A 21,815-nucleotide genomic window follows, 5' to 3' on the forward strand; every position below is an offset into this window, starting at 1 on the left:
CGGTCAGAAGCCCAGCCTGCGCAGCTGGCGCGGGTCGCGCTGCCAGTCCTTGGCGACCTTGACGTGCAGGTCCAGGTACACCCGGGTGCCCAGCAGCGCCTCGATCTGCTGCCGCGCGACCGTGCCCACCTGCTTGAGCCGCTCGCCGCGGTGGCCGAGGATGATCCCCTTCTGGCTCGGCCGCTCGACGAACACGAACGCGTGCACGTCCAGCAGGTCGTCGCGGCCCTCGCGGGGAACCATCTCCTCGACGGTGACCGCGATCGAGTGCGGCAGCTCGTCGCGCACGCCCTCCAGCGCCGCCTCCCGGATCAGCTCGCCGACCAGCACGGCCTCCGGCTCGTCGGTCAGCTCGCCACCGGGGTAGAGCGCCGGGCCCTCGGGCAGCCGGGCGACCAGCAGGTCGGCCAGCGTGCCCACCTGGTAACCGTCCTTCGCGGACACCGGAACGAGCTCGGCGAAGTCGAAGGCCTCCTGCAGGGCGAGCAGCTGCGCGGCCACCTGCTCCGGCGGCACCAGGTCGGTCTTGGTCACCACGCCGATCACCGGCGTCTTGCGGGCCACCTTGACCAGCTCGCCGAGGATGAACTTGTCGCCGGGGCCGACCTTCTGGTCGGCGGGCGCGCAGAACCCGACGACGTCCACTTCGGACCAGGTCTGCCGGACGACGTCGTTGAGCCGCTCGCCGAGGAGCGTGCGCGGACGGTGCAGGCCGGGGGTGTCGACGATGACCAGCTGCGCGTCCGGCCGGTGCACGATCCCGCGGATGGCGTGGCGCGTGGTCTGCGGCTTGCTGGAGGTGATGGCGACCTTGCCGCCCACGAGCGCGTTGGTCAGGGTCGACTTGCCCGCGTTGGGCCGCCCCACGAAACAGGCGAACCCGGAACGGTGCGTGTCACTCACCGGCCCATTGTGCCTTCCGCAGTCCGGGCGCGGTGACTCGGTGCAGGTCGAGGATGTCCGGCAGCGGCCCACCCGAGGTCAGCCAGGCTTCCACGTCGGTGAGGACGTCGGCGCCGAAAACCCACCCGAGCCAGACCGGCGGCTCGCCCGGGCGCTGCACGACCAGGACGTTGGCGGTGTCGCAGGCGTCCAGGCAGTCGACCAGCCGCACGCTCGCCCCGACCCGGGCCGCGACCGCCCGCAGGCGCTCCAGCCCGGCGGCGCGGTCGGCGTCCTCGGCGTAGCAGTCGCCGCAGACGGTGAGCCTCACCGGACGACGTCGACGACGGCGCCCGACGCGTCCGCCCGCAGCACGGGGGCCTGCGGCGCGAGGTCGCGCACGGCGGCCACGGACGCGGCGTCCACGGCGTCGGCCGCGGTGACGACGGCGGCGGCCTCCAGGCCGGGCGCGCCGCTGGACACCGCCGCGGCCACGGCGGCCTGCAGGGCGGTGAGCTTGAGCGAGGGGAGGTCAACGCTCGCGGCGGCGTAGGTGCGGCCGTCGGTGTCGCGGACCGCGGCGCCCTCGGCCGCGCCGGTGCGCGCCCGGCTCGACCGCGCCAGCGTCACGATCTTGGCGTCCTCCGGGTCAAGCTCAGCCACGGTCGGCGCTCCTCTCCCCCGCGATCTGCTCGATCGCCTCGTCGGTCTCGGCACGGCGGACGACGACCGAGGTGATGCGCACTCGGCCGCGGCTGTCCTTGCCGCCCTCGGCACGGAACCGTAGCCCGGTGATCTCCGCCTCCGCCCCGGGAAGTGGCACACGTCCCAGCCGCTGGGCCAGCAGCCCGCCGACGGTCTCCACGTCCGGGTCCTCCAGCACCAGGCCGAACAGCGCGCCGAGGTCCTCGACGGGCAGCCGGGAGCTGACCCGCACCGCGCCGTCCTCCAGGTGCTCGACCGGGGGCCGGTCGTCGGTGTCGGACTCGTCGGTGATCTCGCCGACGATCTCCTCCAGGATGTCCTCGATGGTCAGCAGCCCGGCCGTGCCGCCGTACTCGTCAACGGCGATGGCGAGGTGGTTCTTCGACAGCTGCATCTCGCGCAGCAGGTCGTCCACGCGCTTGGTGTCGGGCACGAACACCGCGGCGCTCATCAGCTCGGCGACCGTGCGGTTCTCCGCCCCGGGCTCCATCCATGCGCGGACCAGGCCCTTGAGGTTCACCAGGCCGACGATGTCGTCGACGCTCTCGCCGATGACCGGGAGCCTGCTGTAGCCGGTGCGCAGCGACAGGGCCAGCGCCTGCCGCACCGACTTCGTCTGCTCGATCCACACCATCTCGGTGCGCGGGACCATCACCTCGCGGGCGATGGTGTCGCGCAGCTCGAACACCGAGTGGATCATCTCCCGCTCGCCCGCGTCCACGACGCCGCGCTCCTGGGCCATGTCGACCAGCTCGCGCAGCTCGACCTCGGAGGAGAACGGGCCCTCGCGGAAGCCCTTGCCCGGGGTGATCGCGTTGCCGACCAGGATCAGGAACCGCGACAGCGGCCCGAGGAGCGTCCCCAGCACGCGCACCGGACCGGCGACCAGCAGGCCGACGCCGTAGGGGTGCTGGCGGCCGATCGTGCGCGGCCCGACGCCGACGAGCACGTACGACACCACGATCATGCCGATCGCGGCGATGAGGCCGGCCAGCACGCCCGGGTCGATGTGGCGCAGGCAGACGGCGGCGACCAGCACCGTGGCGGCCAGCTCGCAGCTCAGCCGCAGCAGGAGCAGCAGGTTGATGTGCCGGGGCCGCTCGGCCAGCACGGCGAGCAGCTGCTTGGCGCCCGCCCTGCCCTGCCGGACCAGGCCGTCCACCCTGGCCTGGGAGACCGTGGACAGCGCGGCGTCCGCGGCGGCGAACACGCCCGCGGCGAGCACGAGCAGAACGGCGATGACGAGCAGGCCTGCCGAGTCCGCGGACACGCTCACCCCCGCTCGGTGGGATCGGGCTCGGCGAGCCCGACCGCGCCGAGGAGCTTGTCGTCCTCGACCCGCTGCGCCGCCCGCCGCTTGGCGTCGGCCGTGGCGGCCTTGAAGTCGGCAAGGATGCGCTTCTGGAGCGTGAACATCTCGCGCTCCTCGGCGGGCTCGGCGTGGTCGTAGCCGAGCAGGTGCAGCACGCCGTGCACGGTGAGCAGGTGCAGCTCGTCGCCGAGGGTGTGCCCGGCCTTGCGCGCCTGGTCCTTGGCGAACTCCGGGCACAGCACGATGTCGCCGAGCAGGGCGGGCCCCAGGTCGGAGGCGTCGGGCCTGCGGGCGTTGTCCAGCTCGTCCATCGGGAACGCCATGACGTCGGTCGGGCCCGGCAGGTCCATCCAGCGCTCGTGCAGGTCGGACATGACGTCCAGCTCGACGAGCAGGACCGACAGCTCGGCCAGCGCGCTGACGTTCATGCGGTCCAGGGCGAACCGGGCGGCGGCCACGATCGACGCCTCGTCGACCGCCACTCCCGACTCGTTGGCAATCTCGATGCTCACCCGGCCATTGTCCCCGGTCTAGCGACCCGGCCTGCGCCCACCCGCGCGCACCCTCGGCGCGGGCTCGTCGTCGTCCTGGTCGTTCTGCCACCGCTCGTAGGCGTCGACGATGTCGCCGACCAGTCGGTGGCGGACGACGTCGCCGCTGGTGAGGGTCGCGAAGTGGACGTCGTCGATGCCCTCGAGGATCTCCTTGACCACCCGAAGACCGCTGCGCTGCCCGCCCGGCAGGTCCACCTGGGTGACGTCGCCGGTGACCACGATCTTCGAGCCGAAGCCCAACCGGGTCAGGAACATCTTCATCTGCTCAGGCGTGGTGTTCTGCGCCTCGTCGAGGATGATGAAGGCGTCATTCAGCGTGTTGTGCGTCAGCAGGTAGTCCTCGGTGACGTACAGCGAGTCCTGTGCCGCGACCTGGATGCACACCGCTTCGGCGCGACCCGCGGGCTCGATGCTGTCGATGAACCGCATCGGCCTGCCGCCGCCTGCGGCGCGATACCTGTCCAGTTTGCGCTGGAGGCGGAAGGGCTCGACGCCCGCAGGCAGCCGGATGTCGACGACGTGGCTGTCGTGGCAGTAGCGGACCACGCGTCCCTTGGCGAGCCCAGGCTTGCGGCCTTCGACCTTTCGGGTGCGCGTGTACGCGACGCCGCCGAGGGAGCGGACAAGCTCCATCACGCCGTCCCTGAGCATCGGCGAGGTCGTGCCGTACTGGACCCGGCACGTCCGTCCCCGCTGACTGACCGGGCGACCGTCGGCGTCGAGCAGGCCCTGCAGGAGTGCGAGCCGGACCTCGGCGCTGTTGCGGAGGTAGACCTCCGGGATGAACTTCGTGTGGGAGCGGGTTCCCAGCAGGTCCAGCGCTCGCAGAGCGCCGGTGACCGGGTTCTCCAGCGTGATGACCTCTCCCGGCTGGCGAACGCGGTTGAGCGTGTAGTCGACCCCGCTCGTCCGGCGGACCGCGACACCGGGCAGCGCAGCGCCGAGGGCGACAGCGAGCTCGCTGTCGTCCGTGGCGAACGACGGGGTCGTCGAGCCGGTCATGCACCCGTCGCCGAGGAGCAGACCCAGCGCGTACGGGTCCATCGGGACGGGCTGCTCGGGGTGGCAGACCGGCGCGGTCAGCAGCGGCAACTCGAACCGGCGGGCGTGGGCCGCGCGCAGCTTCCCGATCATCTCCGTGGTCTGCAGCACCCGCCACGGCTTGTTCCGGCGCACGTCGGCGCGGGTGCGGACGGTCCAGAGGTGCTCGCCGCAGCAGAGCGTGGAGGCCCCGTCCTGCGCGGTGACGCGGTAGATGTCCTTCTCACCCTGCGGGTAGACCCCGAGCACGGGCGTCGGCTCGCCGTTCGAGCCGATCACGAGGTCGCCGACCCGCAGCTCGCCGATCGGGCGGAAGCCGTCCGGGGTCAGCACCTTGGTGAAGACCGGCTGAGCGCGACCGCGCATGTATGCCAGGGGGGCGACCTCGATGGTGCCCGCGGTCATCAGGCGCGGGATGGAGTCGGGGTCGACCATGTCGTGGAGGGCGTCGTAGAGGGGGCGCAGGTAGGGGTCGATCTTCTCGTAGAGGGTGCCGGGCAGGAAGCCGAGGCGCTCGCCAGCCTCGACGGCCGGGCGGGTCAGGATGATGCGGTTGACCTGCTTGGCCTGCAGCGCCTGCACGGCCTTGGCCATCGCCAGGTACGTCTTGCCGGTACCGGCCGGGCCGATGCCGAACACGACGGTGTTGGCGTCGATGGCGTCGACGTAGCGCTTCTGGTTCAGCGTCTTCGGGCGGATGGTGCGGCCGCGGCGGGACAGGATGTCCAGGCTCAGCACCTCGGCCGGGGACTCGGCAGCGTCCGAGGACAGCATGGCGATCGTGCGGCGGACGGTGTTCAGGTCGACCTGCTGGCCGCGGGCGGCCAGCGTGGCGAGTTCGGTGAACACCCGCTCGGCGAAGGCGACGTCCGCCGGGGCGCCGGAGAGGGTCACCTCGTTGCCCCGAACGTGCACATCGGCGTCGAGCAGGTCTTCGGCGAGCCGCAGGTTCTCGTCGCGGGAACCGAGCAGGGCCAGGACGGCCCCTTCGGGGATCGCGAACCGGGACTGGGCGTCGCGGGCGTCGTCCTGGGGGGAGGCGCCCTGTGCGCTACCGGTCGTCACGTGCTCTCGGTCCTGCCTTCTGCGCCCGCGCGCTGCTTTCGGTCTGGCCTCCTCGATGCTAGCCGGGGGAACCGACCGCGCGCACCGGAGAAACCGGCCTACCTGCCGAACCCGGCCAGCTGCTCGCCGCCGAGGACGTGCATGTGGGCGTGGAAGACGGTGCGGCAGGCGTCGTCGCCGGTGTTGAAGACGAACCGGTAGCCGGACTCGGCGACGCCCTCGATGCCCGCGACCTCGGCGCCCGCGGCGACGACGTCGGCGAGCAGCTCGGGGTGCCCGGCGAGCGCGGCGGCGTCCTCGTGGTGGGCCTTGGGCACGACCAGGACGTGCACCTTGGCCTGCGGGCTGATGTCGCGGAAGGCGTACACCGTCTCCGTCTCGTGGACCTTGGTCGACGGGATCTCGCCTGCGATGATGCGGCAGAACAGGCAGTCGGCGCTCATGGGCGAACGATAGCGACGACGGCCGCGTCCGCGTGACGGGGAGAGGAAGACCCGCGCGGGCGGAGAGACCTGGGGGTCGCCCCTCCGCCCTGCGCGGTACCGCCGGACCGAGGGGGGAGGTGTCCGGCGGCCGTCGTGGAACGGCTCGACTGGTTCCTTTGGCCGAAGCCGTGGGAGAAGCGTAGCCCGACCGACGGGGGTTCCGCCACCGCGAGATGAGGGGTTTGTCGTCAGTGCCAGCGCGGCGTCAGCACGCCCAGCGCGCCGAGCGCGACGGCGGCCGCGGTGGAGGTCCGCAGGACGGTCGGGCCGAGGCGGACGGGGGTGGCGCCCGCGCTGGTCAGGGCGTCGAGTTCGGCCGGATCGATGCCGCCCTCCGGCCCGACGACCAGGAGGATGTCGCCCTCGGCAGGCAGCGGGACGGCGCTGAGCCGGGTGGCCTCCCCCGCCTCCAGGACGAGCGCGCGGGCGCTCTCTCCCACCCGATGGGACAACGCCCGCAGGTCCATCGGGGCGGTCACCTCGGGCAGCCACGCGCGGCGGGACTGCTTGGCCGCCTCGCGCGCGGTGGCGCGCCATTTCGCGAGGGCCTTGTCGCCCCGGGGACCGTCGTCCCACTTGGCGACGCTGCGCCGGGCGCGCCACGGGATGATCACGTCGGCGCCCGCCTCGGTGGCCAGTTCGACGGCGAGTTCGCCGCGGTCGCCCTTCGCCAGGGCCTGGGCGACGACGACGCGGGGCGCGGGCGCGGGCTCGGTCCACCGGTCCAGCACGGCGAGGTCGAGCGTGTCCTTGCCCGCGGCCGTGACCGCGCACCGGGCGAGTGTGCCCCGGCCGTCGGAGACGAGCAGTTCCTCGCCCGCGCGCAGCCGCCGGACGGCCGCGGCGTGGCGGCCCTCCGGGCCGTCGAGGGTGAAGTCCCCGGCGGGGACCGTCTCGACCAGGAACAGCGCCAGGGTCACCGCGGGTGCCGGGAGCGCAGCCGGGAGAACAGCCCGCCGCCTCGGCCGTTGGTGCCCGCCAGCGTGCCCTCCTCCTCGCCGCGCAGGCCCGCGAGCTCGCGCAGCAGCTCGACCTGGCGGGCGTCGAGCTTGGTCGGCACCTCGACCTCGATGTGCACGTGCAGGTCGCCGCGGCCGTCGACCCGGCCGGTGGAGCGCAGCCGGGGCAGGCCGCGGCCTGCGATGACCCGCTCGGTCCCGGCCTGGGTGCCCGGGGAGACCTCCAGCTCGACCTGGCCGTCGAGGGTCTCCAGCTTCAGCGTGGCGCCGAGGGCGGCGGTGGTCATCGGGACGCGCAGGGTGCAGTGCAGGTCGGCGCCCGCGCGCTCGAAGGTGTGGTGGGGCAGCTCCTGGACCTCGACGTAGAGGTCGCCTGCCGGGCCGCCGCCCGGCCCGACCTCGCCCTGGCCGGACAGCCGCACCCGCATGCCGTCGGCCACGCCCGGCGGGATCTTGGCGGTGATGGTGCGCCGGGAGCGGACCCGGCCCTCGCCGACGCACTGCGCGCACGGCTCGGGGATGACCTCGCCGAAGCCGCGGCAGACCGGGCAGGCGCGGGCGGTGACGACCTGGCCGAGGAACGAGCGCTGCACCGACTGGACTTCGCCGCGCCCGTGGCAGGTGTCGCAGGTGGTCGGGCTGGTGCCCGCGGCGCAGCCGGTGCCCCGGCAGGTCTCGCAGAGGATGGCCGTGTCGACGGTGATGTCGCGGCTGACGCCGGTGTTGCACTCCTCCAGCGTCAGCTCGATGCGCAGCAGGGCGTCCGAGCCGGGCTGCACGCGGCTGCGCGGGCCACGCCCGCCCCCGCCGCCCGCGGCCGCGCCGAAGAAGGCGTCCATGATGTCGCCGAGGCCGAACCCGCCGAACGGGTCGCGCCCGCCGCCACCGCCGCCGTTGGACAGCGGGTCGCCGCCCATGTCGACGATCTTGCGCTTCTGCGGGTCGGACAGGACCTCGTAGCACGCGGTCACCTCGCGGAACCGCTGCTGGGCGGCCTCGTCGGGGTTGACGTCCGGGTGCAGCTCGCGCGCGAGCTTGCGGTAGGCGCGCTTGATCTCGTCGGCGCTCGCGTCCGGCCGAACACCCAGGGTGCCGTAGTAGTCCCTAGCCACGTGTTCCTCCTGCTCTGGTCGGCCCAGAGCTCCCTCGATGACTTCCCCCCGCCTACTGGCTGAGGATCTCTCCCACGTAATTGGCCACCGCGCGCACGGCGGCGATGTTCGTCGGGTAGTCCATGCGCGTGGGTCCCACCACGCCCAGACCGCCCAGGTGGCCGCCGCCGAGCCTGCCGTAGCCGATGGACACCACGGACGTGCTGCGCATCTCCTCGGCCTCGTTCTCCTCGCCGATGCGCACCGTGATGGTGCGCGAGTCGCCCGCCGCCGCCAGCAGCTTGAGCACCACGACCTGCTCCTCCAGCGCCTCGAGCACCTGGCGCAGCGAGTTGGGGAAGTCGGTGGCGTTGCGGGTGAGGTTGGCGGTGCCGCCGAGGACCAGCCGCTCCTCCGGGTGCTCGACCAGCGACTCGACCAGCACGGTGCTGATCTTGATCACGTGGTCGCGCAGCTCGGTGGGCGCGGACTCGGGCAGCTCGGCGACCTTGGCGGCGGCGTCGGCGAGGCGCCTGCCGGTCAGCGCGGTGTTGAGCATGGTCCGCAGCCGGGCGACGGACTCCTCGGTGACGACGTCGCCGAGGTCGACCATGCGCTGGTCGACGCGGCCGGTGTCGGTGATCAGCACGAGCATCAGCCGGGCCGGGGTGATGCCGACGACCTCGACGTGGCGGACGGTGGACGTCGTCAGCGTCGGGTACTGGATGACGGCGACCTGGCGGGTGAGCTGGGCGAGCAGCCGCACGCTGCGGCGCATCACGTCGTCGAGGTCGATGGCGCCCGCGAGGAAGCTGCGGATCGCCCGGCGCTCGGCGACGGAGAGCGGCTTGACCTCGCTGAGCCGGTCGACGAAGAGCCGGTAGCCCTTGTCGGTGGGGATGCGGCCCGCGCTGGTGTGGGGCTGGGTGATGTAGCCCTCCTCCTCCAGCGCGGCCATGTCGTTGCGGACCGTGGCGCTGGAGACGCCCAGGTTGTGCCGCTCGACGATGGCCTTGGAGGCGACCGGCTCGTTGTCCCGCACATAGTCGGCGACGATGGCGCGCAACACCTCGAACCGGCGCTCGTCCGCGCTGCTCACGGCCACCTCCTCGGCTCAAACCTGCTGGTCTCGACTCAAGTTTACGGAGCGTCGGGCGGTTGGTGGTTGCTCGGTGCCGGATCACGGTTGGGAAATGGCCCCTGACGGCCTCTTGCGCGGCTCGTCGCCCTTGTCCGAATCTTCAGACCCCCTCGGTGAAGGAGCCGCCATGGAAGCCTCGTCCACGCTGACCACGGTCTTCCTGCCGATCGCGCTGGCGATCGTCATGTTCGGCCTCGGACTGCACCTGACCGTGGCGGACTTCACGCGGGTGGCGAAGGTGCCCAAGGCGGCGCTGCTCGCCCTGGGCACCCAGATCCTGGTGCTGCCCGCGGTGTGCCTCGGCCTGGTGCTGGCCTTCGACCTCGACCCGGTGCTGGCGGTGGGCATGATGCTGCTGGCCGCGTCGCCGGGCGGGACGACGGCGAACATCTTCAGCCACCTCGCGGGCGGGGACGTCGCGCTGAACATCACGCTGACGGCGATCAACTCCGTGCTCGCGGTGGTGACGCTGCCGGTCGTGGTGAACCTCTCCATCGCCGGGTTCCTCGACGCCGACACCGCCATCGGGCTGCAGCCTGCCAAGATGCTGCAGGTGTTCGCGATCGTGCTGGTGCCGGTGGCGATCGGCATGGTCGTCCGCAGGCGGTGGCCGGAGTTCGCCGAGCGGATGACCAGGCCGGTGAAGATCGCCTCGGTCGTGGTGCTGGCCGCGGTCATCGTCGGCGCGATGGTCGCCGAGCGGGAGAACCTCCTCGACTACCTGCGGTCGGTCGGCCTGGTGTCGCTGCTGCTGGTGGTGTGCAGCCTGGGCCTGGGGTACGCGGTGCCCCGGCTCGCGCGGGTCGAGCCGAGGCAGGCGATCGCGTCGTCGTTCGAGGTGGGCATCCACAACTCGACGTTGGCCATCACCATCGCGCTGTCCCCGGCGCTGCTGGACAACGCCACGATGGCCGTGCCCGCCGCGGTCTACGGGGTGGTCATGTTCATCCCGGCCGCGATCGTGGCCTACTGGGTGGGCGGCAGGAGGCGCGCGGCGGTGTCGCGCACGTAGTCCTCCGGGTCCTCCTCGGCCGCCCGCCGCACCCTGGCGGTGAGCGCGGGCGAGTCGGCGGCGGCGACCGAGCCGATGGCGACCTTGCGCACGCCGGGGTCCTCGTCGTCGAGGAGGGTCTCGCCGACGCGCTCGAAGTCGTCGACGGCGAGGTTGCGCAGCGCGGCCGCCGCGGCGACGCGCAGGACCGGGTCGCCGCGCCCGGCAGCGGCGGAGACGATCGCGGCCGAGCCGTCCCCGCCGATGACGCTGGCCAGGTAGACGGCCTTGGACGCGAGCATGGTGTCCGCGCCCGCGGCGAGTTCGGCCAGGTGGGGCAGTGCGTCCGGGCCGAGTTCGGCAGCCTCGGCGTAGTCGACCTCCTCGGCGTCGAGGCGGCGCCGAACATCCCGCATGGTGACCATGTCGTGCTCCTTATTCGGCGTGGGTGAGGGTGCTGTCCTTCATCTCGATGACTTCCATCGGGATGAGGTCGGGCGGCGGGTTGGTGATGTTGGCCGTGCCGCCGCCGGTCATGAGGCGGTTGCTGTCGGCGACGTGGCCGAGGCCGAGCACGTGGCCGACCTCGTGGGCCAGCGTCCACTGGGTGGCGCCCTGGGCGACGACGGCGCTGGGCCTGCCCGGCGGGTGGGCCGCGCAGCCGTTGGTCGGCGGGACGGTGGAGCGCACGAAGTAGACGACCACGTCGCCGGGCGCGACGCCGACGCGGTTGCCGAACAGCGCGTTCTGCTCGGCGGTGGTCTCCCCGCGCACGCAGCGGCCGATGTCGAGGTCGTCGAGCGCGGGCGCGGTGAGCCGTTCGGTGCTGACCCGGTGCACGCGGATGCCGACGGCCTCGTAGACCTGCTGCATCGCGGTCAGCATCCGGTCGATGGGCACGGTGGGGTCGGTGAGCACCTTGACGTGCACGCGGATCACCTCGGTGCCGATGCCGACGTGGTTCGCCCCGGTGTGGAGCAGCCAGCCGCCGAGCCGGGTGCCGTTGGCGGCGAGGGTCAGCGCGGTGCAGGTGGCGCCCGTCTGCTTGAGCACGCCGATGCCCCACGGGCTGGTGACGACGATCTCGGCCTTCCCGTCGCGGTCGAGGTCGCCGACCATGTCGAAGCGGTTGTCCTCGGTGTTGAGCAGCCAGCCGCCGAAGCGGGTCCCGTTCGGCGCCATGACGGGCGCGGTCAGCGTGCCGCCGCTCAGTTCGAGCATGCCGACGCCCCACGGGCTGGCCACGAGGATCTCGGGCCTGCCGTCGCCGTCGAAGTCGGCGACCGGGCCGAACCGGTTGTCGGCGGTGTTCAGCAGCCACCCGCCGAAGCGGGTCCCGTTGGGGGCCATCATCTTCGGGGCGAGGGTGCTGCCCGCGCGGGCCAGGATGCCGATGCCCCACGGGCTGGTGACCATGACCTCGGGCCGCCCGTCGCCGTCGAAGTCGCCGACGTTGGCGAAGTGGTTGTCCGCGGTGTTGAGCAGCCAGCCGCCGAAGCGGGTCCCGTTCGGCGCCATGACGGGCGCGGTCAGCGTGCCGCCGCTCAGTTCGACGACGCCCAGGCCCCAGGGGCTGGTGACGAGGAGTTCGTCCCTGCCCCCGCCGCCGAAGTCGCCGACCGGGCCGAAGCGGTTGTCGGCGGTGTTCAGCAGCCACCCGCCGAAGCGGGTCCCGTTGGGAGCCATCATGAGGACGGAGAACGTGCCGCCGGTGAGTTTGAGGATGCCGATCCCCCACGGGCTGGTGATCAGCACCTCCGCCCGGCCGTCGCCGTCGAAGTCGCCGACCGGGCCGAACCGGTTGTCGGCCGTGTTCAGCAGCCACCCGCCGAAGCGGGTTCCGTTGGGGGCCATGAGGATCGAGGTAAAGGTGGCGCCGTCGCGCTTGAGCACGCCGATGCCCCACGGGCTGGAAACCAGGATCTCCTGCCTGCCGTCGCCGTCGAGGTCGGCCTGGACCTCGAAGCGGTTGTCGGCGGTGTTGAGCAGCCAGCCGCCGAACCTGGTGCCGTTCGCGGCCATGACGGGGGAGGTGAGCGTGCCGCCGGTCAGTTCGAGCACGCCGAGACCCCAGGGGCTGGTGATGGGGATCTCGGCTCTGCCGTCCCCGGTGAAGTCGCCGTTCATGCGGGTACCGCCTCTCGCTGGGATGACAACCAAGAGGCGGCCGCGGCGGCGGCGGATACGGCGAGGGGCGGATAGGGGCCATTGGTCCCTACCCGCCCTTCGTGCCTAGACGGAGACGGGGACGCGCGCGGCGCCGCGCAGGTTGATGCGGCCGTTCCACTCGATCTCGCCCGCCTGGGCCAGGTTCGGGCAGCGGGCGACCAGCCGCCCGATGGCGACCTGGGCCTCCATGCGGGCCAGCGCCGCGCCGAGGCAGTGGTGCGGGCCCGCGCCGAAGGAGACGTGCAGGCGGGCGTCGCGGCGGTCGAGGCGCAGCGTGTCGGCGTCGGGTCCCCAGAAGCGCTCGTCGCGGTTGGCCGACGCCTGGCCGAGCAGGACGAAGCTGCCAGCGGGGATCTCCCGGTCCGCGACGGTCACCGGCCGGGTGGTGACGCGCCTGCCGGACTGCACCGGGCTGTCGTAGCGCAGGAACTCCTCGACGGCGTTGCCGATCAGCTCCGGCGTCTCGCGCAGCGCGCGCAGCTGGTCCGGGTGGCGCAGCAGCGCGACGACGCCGTTGGAGATCAGGTTGACCGTGGTCTCGTGGCCTGCGACGTAGAGCAGGACGACCTGGGCGACGAGTTCGTCGTCGTCGAGGACGTCGCCGTCCTCCTCGGCGCGGACGAGGGCGGTGAGCAGGTCGTCGGCGGGCTCCGCGCGCTTGGCGGCGATGGCCTCGCGGCACAGCGCGGACAGCTCGGCGTCGGCGTCGCGGATGCGGCTGACGAGGTCGGGGTCGGCGATGGGCTCCAGGGAGCGCACGAGGGTGCCGGTGAGGTCGCGGACCCGCTCGGCGTCGGCCAGCGGCATGCCCAGCATCTCGTTGATCACCGCGAACGGCAGCGGGAAGGCGAGCTCGGCGACGACGTCTCCGCCGCCGGAGAGCCGGTCGACGGCCTCGTCGACGAGCTCGGTGATGCGCGGGCGCAGGCCCTCGATCGCCCTCGGGGTGAACACTTTGGACACCAGCCTGCGCAGCCGGGTGTGGTCGGGCGGGTCGCGGTCGAGCATGGACAGCCCGCCGCCGCGCAGGCTCGCCTCGCCCTCGCCGCGGATCGAGTCGCGGACCGGGTGCGGGGCGAGGTGGCGCTGCTCGACGGAGAGGTTGGCCCGCAGCAGGTCGGCGACCTCGTCGTGGCGGGAGACGAACCAGAAGCCCATGGGGTGCTCCTGGACCGGGTCGGCGTCGCGCAACTCCCGGTAGTGCGGGTAGGGATCGTCGGTGAACCCGGGCATGAACGGGTTGAAGAGCAGCATCTCAGTCATATCCACCTACCCCACGTCGGTTACATACGCTGTGTATGTGGCTACCGTACACCGCATGCCCGCCATCAGGAGCCGCCGCGAGCAGTACTCCGAGGCGACCCGGGCCGCGATCCTGGACGCGGCCACCCGGCGGTTCGCCACCTCGGGGTTCGCCGCCACCGGCCTCGAGGACGTCGCCGCCGACATCCAGGCCACGCGGGGGGCGGTCTACCACCACTTCGCCAGCAAGAAGGCGCTGTTCGAGGCCGTGCTGGAGGAGCAGGAGGTCATCGGCTTCCGCTGGATCGAGCGCGCGCGGGCGGCCGCGTCGGACCCGTGGCAGGGCGCGATGGCGGCGATGGAGGCCTTCCTCGACCAGTGCCTCGACCCGGTCTACAGCCGCATCGTCTGGCAGGAGGGCCCGATCGCGCTGGGCTGGCAGGCGTGGCAGGAGTCGGAGAAGAAGTACGCCTACGCCCACATCGCCGAGATCCTCGCCGAGCTGGTCGGGGCGGGCCTGCTGAGCCCGCTGCCCGAGGAGACCGCCACGCACGTCTGCTTCACGATGCTGGGCTCGGCAGGCATGGCCCTGGCCCAGGCCGACCCGGCGGACCAGCCCCGCCTCCGCGCGGAGTACGGCGACGTGTTCCGCCGGATGCTCGCGGGCCTGCGCGCCACCGGCTAGCAGGCCGCCAAGGCCGGACCGGCGCATCCGTGACGGGGACTTCGCCGCGAAGGGCGCGCCGAGCGTGGCCGGTCCTAGGTCAGCCGCCGGACGACGGCGTCGGCGAGGAGACGGCCTGCGTCGGTCAGGACGCAGCGGCCCTCGGCCAGGGCGGCGGCGTCGAGGAGGCCGTCGAGCGCGGCCTGATCGGCCTCGGCTCGGCCCGAGCGGTCCAGGACGCCGGCGGGGAGGCCGTCGGCGAGGCGGAGTTCCAGCAGGATCCGCTCGATCCGCTGGTCGTCGGGCGAGAGGGTCTCGCGCGCCGCGGCCGGGGAGACGCCGTCGGCCAGGGCGGCGGCGTAGCGGGCGGGGTGCTTGACGTTCCACCAGCGGACGCCGCCCACGTGGCTGTGCGCGCCCGGGCCGACGCCCCACCAGTTGTCGCCGCGCCAGTACAGGAGGTTGTGGTGGCACCGGGCCTCCGGCGACGACGCCCAGTTGGAGACCTCGTACCACGTCAGCCCCGCCGCGGTCAGCGCCGCGTCGACCTGCTCGTAGCGGTCGGCCAGCACGTCGTCGTCGGGCATGGGCAGTTCGCCTCGGCGGACGCGGCGGGCCAGGGCGGTGCCGTCCTCGACGATCAGCGCGTAGGCCGACACGTGGTCCACGCCCGCGGCCAGCACGGCGTCGAGGGAGAGCGCGAGGTCGGCGGCCGACTCCCCCGGCGTGCCGTAGATCAGGTCCAGGTTGACGTGCTCGAAGCCCGCCGCCCGCGCCTCACGGGCCGCGGTGACCGCGCGGCCGGGGGTGTGGTTGCGGTCGAGCACCTTCAACACGTGCGGGGCCGCCGACTGCATGCCCAGCGAGACGCGGGTGTAGCCCGCGGCGCGCAGGTCGGCGAAGAACCCCGGCGACGTCGACTCCGGGTTGGCCTCTGTCGTCACCTCCGCGCCGTCGGCCAGGCCGACCGTCGAGCGCACGAGGTCCAGAACGGACGCCAGACCGGCCGCGCCGAGCAGCGACGGCGTGCCCCCGCCGACGAACACCGTGGACGCGCGCGGGGCGTCCGGGAGGACCCGGGCGGCCAGCTCCAGCTCCCGCCCCACGGCCGTCAGCCAGGACGACGGCGACGCCGAGCCGCCCAACTCCCCCGGCGTGTAGGTGTTGAAATCGCAGTACCCGCAGCGGGTGGCGCAGAACGGGACATGGACATAAATCCCGAATGACCGCGTCACCGCCGATGTGAGCGCGCTAACAGGCAGCGCCCCGTCTGCGGGCGCCGGATCACCGTCGGGAAGGACTGAGGGCACCCATTTATGGTCTCATCCGGCAAAGGACCGTACATTCCCACCCACCCTGACCGGAGAGAAATGTACGGTCAATACGCCGGAAACCATGATCTGCCAGTCGGCCTGCGGAAACGCAAGCCGGACCAGGGGCGTCCCAGCATGCGGATGACGGTGGACCACACCCTGGACGCGTGGCAGTCTGATGACCATGTCAGCAGCGACCGAAGTCCGCCTCGTGGCCCGCCGCCACGTGGATTTCCGTCGTGTCGCCAGCGCGATGTGCCGTCACTGACCTATTTCCCCTGTCTCGCATTCAGCAGGCGTGGGCGCGCTGGTTAACTGTGACAATCCCCACCGGATGTCCGCAGGTCCCTGCCGCGTGAGCGCCCCGACCCGGAGGACTAACCGGTGTCTCCCACCACCACCCCCTCGCCCGCAAAGCGCGCGCGCCGTGGCGAGGGCCAATGGGCGCTCGGCTACCGCGAGCCGCTGAATCCGAACGAGCGGTCCAAGAAGGACGACAACCCGCTCAACGTCCGCGCGCGCATCGAGAACATCTACGCCCACGGCGGCTTCGACAGCATCGACCCCGGCGACCTGCGCGGCCGGTTCCGCTGGTACGGCCTCTACACCCAGCGCAGGCCCGGCATCGACGGCGGCCGCACCGCGACCCTGGAGCCCGAGGAGCTCGACGACGAGTTCTTCATGCTGCGCGTGCGCCTCGACGGCGGCGCGGTGAGCACCGAGCAGCTGCGGGTCATCGGCGAGCTGTCCAAGACCTACGCCCGCGACACCGCCGACATCACCGACCGGCAGAACATCCAGTACCACTGGATCCGCATCGAGGACATGCCCGCGATCTGGCAGCGCCTGGAGGGCGCGGGCATGACCACGATGGAGGCCTGCGGGGACTCCCCGCGCGTCATCCTCGGCTCGCCGGTCGCCGGGATCGCCCAGGACGAGATCGTCGACGGCACCCCGGCCATCGACGCGATCCGCGAGCGGTTCATCGGCAACCCGGACTTCGCCAACCTGCCGCGCAAGTTCAAGACCGCGATCTCCGGCCTGCCCGACGTCGCCCACGAGATCCACGACGTGGCCTTCGTCGGCGTGGTGCACCCCGAGCACGGCCCGGGCTTCGACGTGTGGGTCGGGGGCGGCCTGTCGACCAACCCGATGCTCGGCCAGCGCCTCGGCGCGTGGGTGCCGCTGGACGAGGTGCCGGACGTCTTCGGCGCGGTGATCAGCGTCTTCCGCGACTACGGCTACCGCCGCCTGCGCAACCGCGCCCGCATCAAGTTCCTGGTCAAGGACTGGGGCGCGGCGCGGTTCCGCGAGGTCATGGAGGAGAAGTACCTGGGCCGCAAGCTGGTCGACGGCCCGGCGCCGGAGATCCCCGCGATCCCGGTCGACCACGTCGGCGTGCACCGGCAGAAGGACGGCCGCTACTACGTCGGCGCCGCCCCCATCGCGGGCCGGGTGTCCGGCTCCATCCTGGTCGAGGTCGCCGAGGCCGCCGAGCGCGCCGGGTCGCGGCGGGTGCGGTTCACCCCGCAGCAGAAGCTGGTCGTGCTGGACGTGCCCGAGGCCGAGGTCGACGGCCTGCGCGCCGATCTGGCCGCCCTGGGCCTGCAGGTGGACCCCTCGCCGTGGCGGCGGGGCGTGATGGCCTGCACCGGCATCGAGTTCTGCAAGCTGGCCATCGTCGAGACCAAGGCCCGCGCGCACGACCTGGTGGCCGACCTGGAGCACCGGCTCAAGGACATCACCGACGGCATCACCGCGCCGATCTCGGTGCACATCAACGGCTGCCCGAACTCCTGCGCCCGCATCCAGACCGCCGACATCGGGCTCAAGGGCCAGATCGTCACCGACGACGCGGGCAACCAGGTCGAGGGCTTCCAGGTGCACCTGGGCGGCGGCCTCGGCCTGGACGCGGGCTTCGGCAAGAAGCTGCGCGGGCACAAGGTGGTCGCCAGCGAGCTGTCGGCCTACGTCGAGCGGGTGGTGCGCAACTTCGTCGCCGAGCGCACCGCGGACGAGCGCTTCGCCCAGTGGGTGGCGCGCACCGACGAGGCGAATCTGCGATGAGCGAGCGGGCTGTTCCCTACCACTGCCCGTTCTGCGGGGAGGAGGACCTGCGGCCGCACGACGAGCCGCACGCCTCCTGGGCCTGCATGGGGTGCAGGCGGGTGTTCACGGTGAAGTTCGCCGGTCTGCTGATCGGCGACACGACTGCGGGGGTGAACGCATGACCGATGCGCGGGTGCTGGCCGAGAAGGCCGAGCGGGAACTGGCGGACGCCACGGCGGCCGAGGCGCTGGCCTGGACGGCGGAGACCTTCGGCGACAGCTTCATCGTCGCCTCCAACATGCAGGACGCGGTGCTGATCGACCTGGCCTACCGGGTCAAGAAGGACATCGACATCCTGTTCCTGGAGACCGGCTACCACTTCGCCGAGACGATCGGCGTGCGCGACGCGGTGGACCTGGTCTACCCGGAGGCGCGGATCGTCACCGCGGAGGCCGAGCAGTCGGTCGCCGAGCAGGAGGCCGAGTTCGGGCTGCTCAACAAGACCGACCCGACCAAGTGCTGCTTCCTGCGCAAGGTCGTGCCGCTGCAGCGGACGCTGAAGAACTACGACGCCTGGGTCACCGGCGTGCGCCGGGTCGACGCGCCGACGCGGGCGAACACCCCGATCGTGCAGTGGGACGAGCGCAACGGGCTGGTGAAGGTCAACCCGATCGCGCCGTGGACCGACGAGGAGTTCAGCGCCTACATCGCCGAGCACGGGATCCTGGAGAACCCGCTGGTCGGCGAGGGTTACCTGTCCATCGGCTGCGCGCCGTGCACCAGCAAGCCGCTGCCGGGGCAGGACGCGCGCAGCGGCCGCTGGGCGGGCCAGGCCAAGACCGAGTGCGGACTGCACGGGTAGGGAGACATGACACTCACCGACATCCGCTTGGACGCCCTTGACCGGCTGGAATCCGAGGCGGTGCACATCTTCCGCGAGGTCGCGGGCGAGTTCGACCGCCCGGTGATCCTGTTCTCCGGCGGCAAGGACTCCACCGTCCTGCTGCACCTGGCGGTCAAGGCGTTCTGGCCCGCGCCCGTGCCGTTCCCGCTGCTGCACGTCGACACCGGCCACAACCTGGACGAGGTCATCGAGTTCCGCGACCGCACCGTCGAGCGCTACGGGCTGCGGCTGCATGTGGCCAGCGTGCAGGACTACATCGACGACGGCCGCCTCGCCGAGCGCGCCGACGGCACCCGCAACCCGCTGCAGACCGTGCCGCTGCTGGACGCGATCACGAACAACAAGTTCGACGCCGTCTTCGGCGGCGGTCGGCGCGACGAGGAGCGCGCGCGGGCCAAGGAGCGGATCTTCAGCCTGCGCAACGCCTTCGGCCAGTGGGAGCCGCGCCGCCAGCGCCCGGAGCTGTGGAACCTCTACAACGGCCGCCACAAGCCCGGCGAGCACGTGCGGGTGTTCCCGCTGTCGAACTGGACCGAGCTGGACGTCTGGCGCTACATCGAGCGCGAGCGCATCGACCTGCCGCAGATCTACTACGCCCACCAGCGGCAGGTGTTCAAGCGCGACGGCATGTGGCTCACCCCCGGCCCCTGGTTCGGCCCGGCCGACGGCGAGGAGCTGGTGACCAAGACCGTCCGGTACCGCACGGTCGGCGACGGCTCGTGCACCGGCGCGGTGGAGTCCGACGCGGCCGACATCGCCGCCGTGATCGCCGAGGTGTCGGCCAGCAGGCTCACCGAGCGCGGCGCGACCCGCGCCGACGACCGGCTGTCCGAGGCCGCCATGGAAGACCGCAAGCGGGAGGGCTACTTCTAAGATGAGCGGGCTTGCGAGTGACTCAACCACCCAGCGCGACCTGCTGAGGCTCGCCACGGCGGGCAGCGTCGACGACGGCAAGTCGACGCTGGTCGGACGGCTGCTCTACGACACCAAGTCGGTCCTGGCCGACCAGCTCGACGCCGTGCACCGGGCCAGCGTCGACAAGGGACTGTCCACCCCGGACCTGTCGCTGCTGGTCGACGGGCTGCGCTCCGAGCGCGAGCAGGGCATCACCATCGACGTCGCCTACCGCTACTTCGCCACGCCCGCGCGGACGTTCGTGCTCGCCGACACCCCCGGCCACGTGCAGTACACCCGCAACACGGTGACCGGCGCGTCCACGGCGCAGCTGGCGATCCTGCTGGTCGACGCGCGCAAGGGCGTCGTCGAGCAGACCCGCCGCCACGCCGCCGTGCTGGCCCTGCTGGGCGTGCCCCGGCTGGTGCTGGCGGTCAACAAGATCGACCTGGTGGACTACGACGAGGCGGCCTTCGCCGTCATCGCCAAGGAGTTCGAGGCGCACGCCCAGGCCCTGGGCTACTCCCCGGACGCGGTCCGCACGATCCCCGTCTCCGCGCTCGTGGGCGACAACGTCGTGGACCGCTCGGCGAACACGCCCTGGTACTCCGGCCCGACGCTGCTGGAGCACCTGGAGACCGTGCCGGTCGAGCCCGACCCGCACGACGCGGCGTTCCGGTTCCCCGTGCAGTACGTCGTCCGCACGAACACCGCCGAGCACCCCGACTACCGCGGCTACGCTGGCCAGGTCGCGGCGGGCACCATCCGCCCCGGCGACGAGGTCGTCGTGCTGCCGTCGGGCCGCACGAGCACGGTCAGCCGGATCGACACCCCCGACGGCGAGCTGTCCGAGGCGGTGGCGGGCCAGTCGGTCACGCTGCTGCTGGCCGACGACATCGACATCACCCGCGGCGACCTCATCGCGCCCGTCGCGGCGGCCCCCGCGGTGTCCGACGAGTTCGACGCGACGCTGGCCTGGCTCGGCGACAAGCCGCTGCGCCCCGGCGCGCGGGTGCTGGTCAAGCACGGCACGCGGACCGTGCAGGCGCTCATCGGCGAGCTGGCCGCCCGCTTCGACGAGCAGACGCTGGCCACGGTGGACGGTCCGGAGTCGCTGGAGCTGAACGAGATCGGCCGGGTGCGGGTGCGCACGGCGGAGCCGCTGCCGCTCGACGACTACACCGCCGTCCGCCGCACGGGCGCGTTCCTGGTGATCGACGCCGCCGACGGCACGACGCTGGCCGCGGGCCTGGTCGGCGCGAGCCTGGTCTCGTCGGGGCCGTGATGCGGACGCTGGCCGCCTTCCTCGCCCTGGTGCTGCTGGTCTCCGGATGCACCCGGGTCCAGCGCACCGAGGCGTGGGAGCGCGGGCCGGTGCCCGACCGGGGTCCGGCCGCCGAGCTGCGGCTGGGCTTCTTCCCCAACGTCACCCACGCCTCGGCGCTCATCGGGCTGGAGAAGGGTTTCTTCGCCGACGAGCTGGGCGCGACGACGCTGGTGCCGACGAAGTTCACCGACGGCGCGACCGAGGTCTCGGCGTTCCTCGGCGGGTCGCTGGACGCGGGCTTCATCGGCTCCGGCCCGGCGCTGAACGCCTTCGCCAAGTCCGACGGCCGGGCCGTGCGGCTGGTGGCGGGGGCGACATCGGGCGGCGCGCAGCTGGTGACCACCCCCGACATCGACTCCCCCGACGACCTCGCCGGGCGCGTCGTCGTCACCCCGGCGCTGGGCAACACGCAGGACATCGCGCTGAAGACGTGGCTGGCCGAGACCGGGCTCGACGGCCGGGTCGAGGTGACCAACCGCGACCCGGCGCAGACGTTCGCCGCCTTCACCAAGGGCGAGGTGCAGGCCGCGTGGCTGCCCGAGCCCTGGGCGTCGCGGCTGGTGCTGGACGCGGGCGCGCGGGTGCTGCTCGACGAGGCCGCGCTGTGGCCGGGCGGGCGGTTCCCCACGACCGTGCTGCTGGTCCGCGCGCAGTTCCTCGCCGAGCACCCGCAGACCGTGCGCGCGCTGCTGCGCGGCCTGCTCGCCGCCGAGTCCTGGGCCGCCGAGCACCCGGCCGAGGCGCGGACCGCGGTGAACGACCAGCTCGCCGAGCTGACCGGCAAGCCGCTGAGTAGGCCGGTGATCGAGCGGGCCTTCGCCGGGATCCAGCTCAGCCACGACCCGATCGTCACCGCCTTCCCCGAACTGGCCAGGGACGCCGTGACCGCGGGCATCGCCCTGCGGCCGGTGGACCTGGCCGGGTTCGCCGACCTGACCGCACTGAACACCGAACTCGCCGCGCTCGGCCGCCCGGCCGTGCGCGACGCACTGAACTAGCCAGCCGGAACTAGGAACCTGGAGCACCG

General features: G+C 72.5%; 22 protein-coding genes and 3 pseudogenes. 9 read left to right on the forward strand and 16 right to left on the reverse strand.

Translation table 11 applies throughout. The features are described from left to right. Positions 1-3: 3 nt before the first annotated feature. From era to hrcA, 12 genes and pseudogenes are all read right to left on the reverse strand, one after another. Positions 4-903 (reverse strand): GTPase Era, encoded by a 900-nt coding sequence (gene era / locus IEY98_RS19785; RefSeq protein ID WP_189212057.1) that lies wholly within the window; start codon positions 901-903, stop codon positions 4-6. Then, positions 896-1,213 carry a (2Fe-2S) ferredoxin domain-containing protein gene (locus IEY98_RS19790; protein ID WP_189212058.1) on the reverse strand — a complete coding sequence of 106 codons (318 nt, stop codon included), beginning with the start codon at positions 1,211-1,213 and terminating at the stop codon, positions 896-898. The genes era and IEY98_RS19790 overlap by 8 nt, the downstream gene beginning before the upstream one ends. Next, entirely contained in the window at positions 1,210-1,545 is a 336-nt protein-coding gene (locus IEY98_RS19795) for a cytidine deaminase-like protein (protein WP_189212059.1), read from the reverse strand. Before IEY98_RS19795 ends, IEY98_RS19790 begins: the two co-directional genes overlap by 4 nt. Next, the gene (locus IEY98_RS19800) at positions 1,538-2,857 is read right to left on the reverse strand and encodes a hemolysin family protein (RefSeq protein ID WP_189212476.1); all 1,320 of its coding nucleotides are present in this window, start codon (positions 2,855-2,857) and stop codon (positions 1,538-1,540) included. The genes IEY98_RS19795 and IEY98_RS19800 overlap by 8 nt, the downstream gene beginning before the upstream one ends. A gap of 2 nt (positions 2,858-2,859) precedes the next feature. After that, positions 2,860-3,411: an rRNA maturation RNase YbeY gene (ybeY, locus tag IEY98_RS19805; RefSeq protein ID WP_189212060.1), complete on the reverse strand. Its 552-nt coding sequence runs from the start codon at positions 3,409-3,411 to the stop codon at positions 2,860-2,862. An 18-nt stretch (positions 3,412-3,429) separates the two neighbouring features. Then, a pseudogene (locus IEY98_RS32755) lies at positions 3,430-3,771 on the reverse strand (PhoH family protein); the annotation flags it as partial. Between the two features lie 261 nt (positions 3,772-4,032). Then, positions 4,033-4,860 (reverse strand): annotated as a pseudogene (locus IEY98_RS33305) (LAGLIDADG family homing endonuclease); the annotation flags it as partial. Next, positions 4,849-5,559 (reverse strand): annotated as a pseudogene (locus IEY98_RS32765) (PhoH family protein); the annotation flags it as partial. The pseudogenes IEY98_RS32765 and IEY98_RS33305, both read right to left, overlap by 12 nt. Before the next feature lie 98 nt (positions 5,560-5,657). Beyond that, positions 5,658-6,002, reverse strand: a complete 345-nt coding sequence (locus IEY98_RS19815) for a histidine triad nucleotide-binding protein (protein ID WP_189212061.1) — start codon at positions 6,000-6,002, stop codon at positions 5,658-5,660. Between the two features lie 230 nt (positions 6,003-6,232). Further along, on the reverse strand, positions 6,233-6,964 hold the full coding sequence (locus IEY98_RS19820) for a 16S rRNA (uracil(1498)-N(3))-methyltransferase (protein WP_189212062.1): 732 nt from the start codon (positions 6,962-6,964) through the stop codon (positions 6,233-6,235). Then, on the reverse strand, positions 6,961-8,115 hold the full coding sequence (gene dnaJ, locus IEY98_RS19825; protein WP_189212063.1) for a molecular chaperone DnaJ: 1,155 nt from the start codon (positions 8,113-8,115) through the stop codon (positions 6,961-6,963). Before dnaJ ends, IEY98_RS19820 begins: the two co-directional genes overlap by 4 nt. A gap of 52 nt (positions 8,116-8,167) precedes the next feature. After that, entirely contained in the window at positions 8,168-9,193 is a 1,026-nt protein-coding gene (gene hrcA, locus IEY98_RS19830) for a heat-inducible transcriptional repressor HrcA (RefSeq protein ID WP_189212064.1), read from the reverse strand. A 169-nt stretch (positions 9,194-9,362) separates the two neighbouring features. Between hrcA and IEY98_RS19835 the strand changes: the two genes are divergently transcribed. Continuing rightward, positions 9,363-10,247 carry a bile acid:sodium symporter family protein gene (locus tag IEY98_RS19835; RefSeq protein WP_189212065.1) on the forward strand — a complete coding sequence of 295 codons (885 nt, stop codon included), beginning with the start codon at positions 9,363-9,365 and terminating at the stop codon, positions 10,245-10,247. Here IEY98_RS19835 and IEY98_RS19840 read toward each other — a convergent pair. The 3 genes from IEY98_RS19840 to IEY98_RS19850 form a co-directional block, all read right to left on the reverse strand. Next, the gene (locus tag IEY98_RS19840) at positions 10,202-10,651 is read right to left on the reverse strand and encodes a HEAT repeat domain-containing protein (RefSeq protein WP_189212066.1); all 450 of its coding nucleotides are present in this window, start codon (positions 10,649-10,651) and stop codon (positions 10,202-10,204) included. The two genes, IEY98_RS19835 and IEY98_RS19840, sit on opposite strands and share 46 nt — an antisense overlap. 10 nt (positions 10,652-10,661) lie before the next feature. Then, on the reverse strand, positions 10,662-12,353 hold the full coding sequence (locus IEY98_RS19845) for an FG-GAP repeat domain-containing protein (RefSeq protein ID WP_189212067.1): 1,692 nt from the start codon (positions 12,351-12,353) through the stop codon (positions 10,662-10,664). 105 nt (positions 12,354-12,458) lie between these two features. Continuing rightward, complete coding sequence (locus IEY98_RS19850) at positions 12,459-13,658, reverse strand: cytochrome P450 (protein WP_189212068.1); 1,200 nt, start codon at positions 13,656-13,658, stop codon at positions 12,459-12,461. Between the two features lie 55 nt (positions 13,659-13,713). On the opposite strand from IEY98_RS19850, the gene IEY98_RS19855 reads away from it, so the two are divergent. Further along, positions 13,714-14,322: a TetR family C-terminal domain-containing protein gene (locus tag IEY98_RS19855; RefSeq protein ID WP_189212069.1), complete on the forward strand. Its 609-nt coding sequence runs from the start codon at positions 13,714-13,716 to the stop codon at positions 14,320-14,322. 74 nt (positions 14,323-14,396) lie between these two features. Here the strand turns inward: IEY98_RS19855 and hemW are convergent, their stop codons facing one another. Further along, positions 14,397-15,611, reverse strand: coding sequence for a radical SAM family heme chaperone HemW (gene hemW, locus IEY98_RS19860; protein WP_189212070.1), 1,215 nt, complete (start codon positions 15,609-15,611; stop codon positions 14,397-14,399). A gap of 187 nt (positions 15,612-15,798) precedes the next feature. On the opposite strand from hemW, the gene IEY98_RS33430 reads away from it, so the two are divergent. The 7 genes from IEY98_RS33430 to IEY98_RS19890 all read left to right on the forward strand — a co-directional run bounded on the left by IEY98_RS33430 (position 15,799) and on the right by IEY98_RS19890 (position 21,786). After that, entirely contained in the window at positions 15,799-15,882 is an 84-nt protein-coding gene (locus IEY98_RS33430) for a putative leader peptide (RefSeq protein WP_373292426.1), read from the forward strand. A 116-nt stretch (positions 15,883-15,998) separates the two neighbouring features. Continuing rightward, positions 15,999-17,681: a nitrite/sulfite reductase gene (locus IEY98_RS19865; protein ID WP_189212071.1), complete on the forward strand. Its 1,683-nt coding sequence runs from the start codon at positions 15,999-16,001 to the stop codon at positions 17,679-17,681. Further along, positions 17,678-17,845: an Insertion element protein gene (locus IEY98_RS19870; protein WP_189212072.1), complete on the forward strand. Its 168-nt coding sequence runs from the start codon at positions 17,678-17,680 to the stop codon at positions 17,843-17,845. Before IEY98_RS19865 ends, IEY98_RS19870 begins: the two co-directional genes overlap by 4 nt. Then, positions 17,842-18,525: a phosphoadenylyl-sulfate reductase gene (locus IEY98_RS19875; protein WP_189212073.1), complete on the forward strand. Its 684-nt coding sequence runs from the start codon at positions 17,842-17,844 to the stop codon at positions 18,523-18,525. Before IEY98_RS19870 ends, IEY98_RS19875 begins: the two co-directional genes overlap by 4 nt. 6 nt (positions 18,526-18,531) lie before the next feature. Further along, positions 18,532-19,440, forward strand: a complete 909-nt coding sequence (cysD, locus tag IEY98_RS19880; RefSeq protein ID WP_189212074.1) for a sulfate adenylyltransferase subunit CysD — start codon at positions 18,532-18,534, stop codon at positions 19,438-19,440. Position 19,441: 1 nt separating this feature from the next. Beyond that, positions 19,442-20,746 (forward strand): sulfate adenylyltransferase subunit 1, encoded by a 1,305-nt coding sequence (locus IEY98_RS19885; protein WP_189212075.1) that lies wholly within the window; start codon positions 19,442-19,444, stop codon positions 20,744-20,746. After that, positions 20,746-21,786 carry an ABC transporter substrate-binding protein gene (locus tag IEY98_RS19890; protein WP_189212076.1) on the forward strand — a complete coding sequence of 347 codons (1,041 nt, stop codon included), beginning with the start codon at positions 20,746-20,748 and terminating at the stop codon, positions 21,784-21,786. The genes IEY98_RS19885 and IEY98_RS19890 overlap by 1 nt, the downstream gene beginning before the upstream one ends. Positions 21,787-21,815 lie beyond the last annotated feature (29 nt).

The sequence above is a fragment of the Actinokineospora fastidiosa genome, assembly GCF_014648415.1.
GTDB classification, from domain to species: Bacteria; Actinomycetota; Actinomycetes; order Mycobacteriales; family Pseudonocardiaceae; genus Actinokineospora; species Actinokineospora fastidiosa.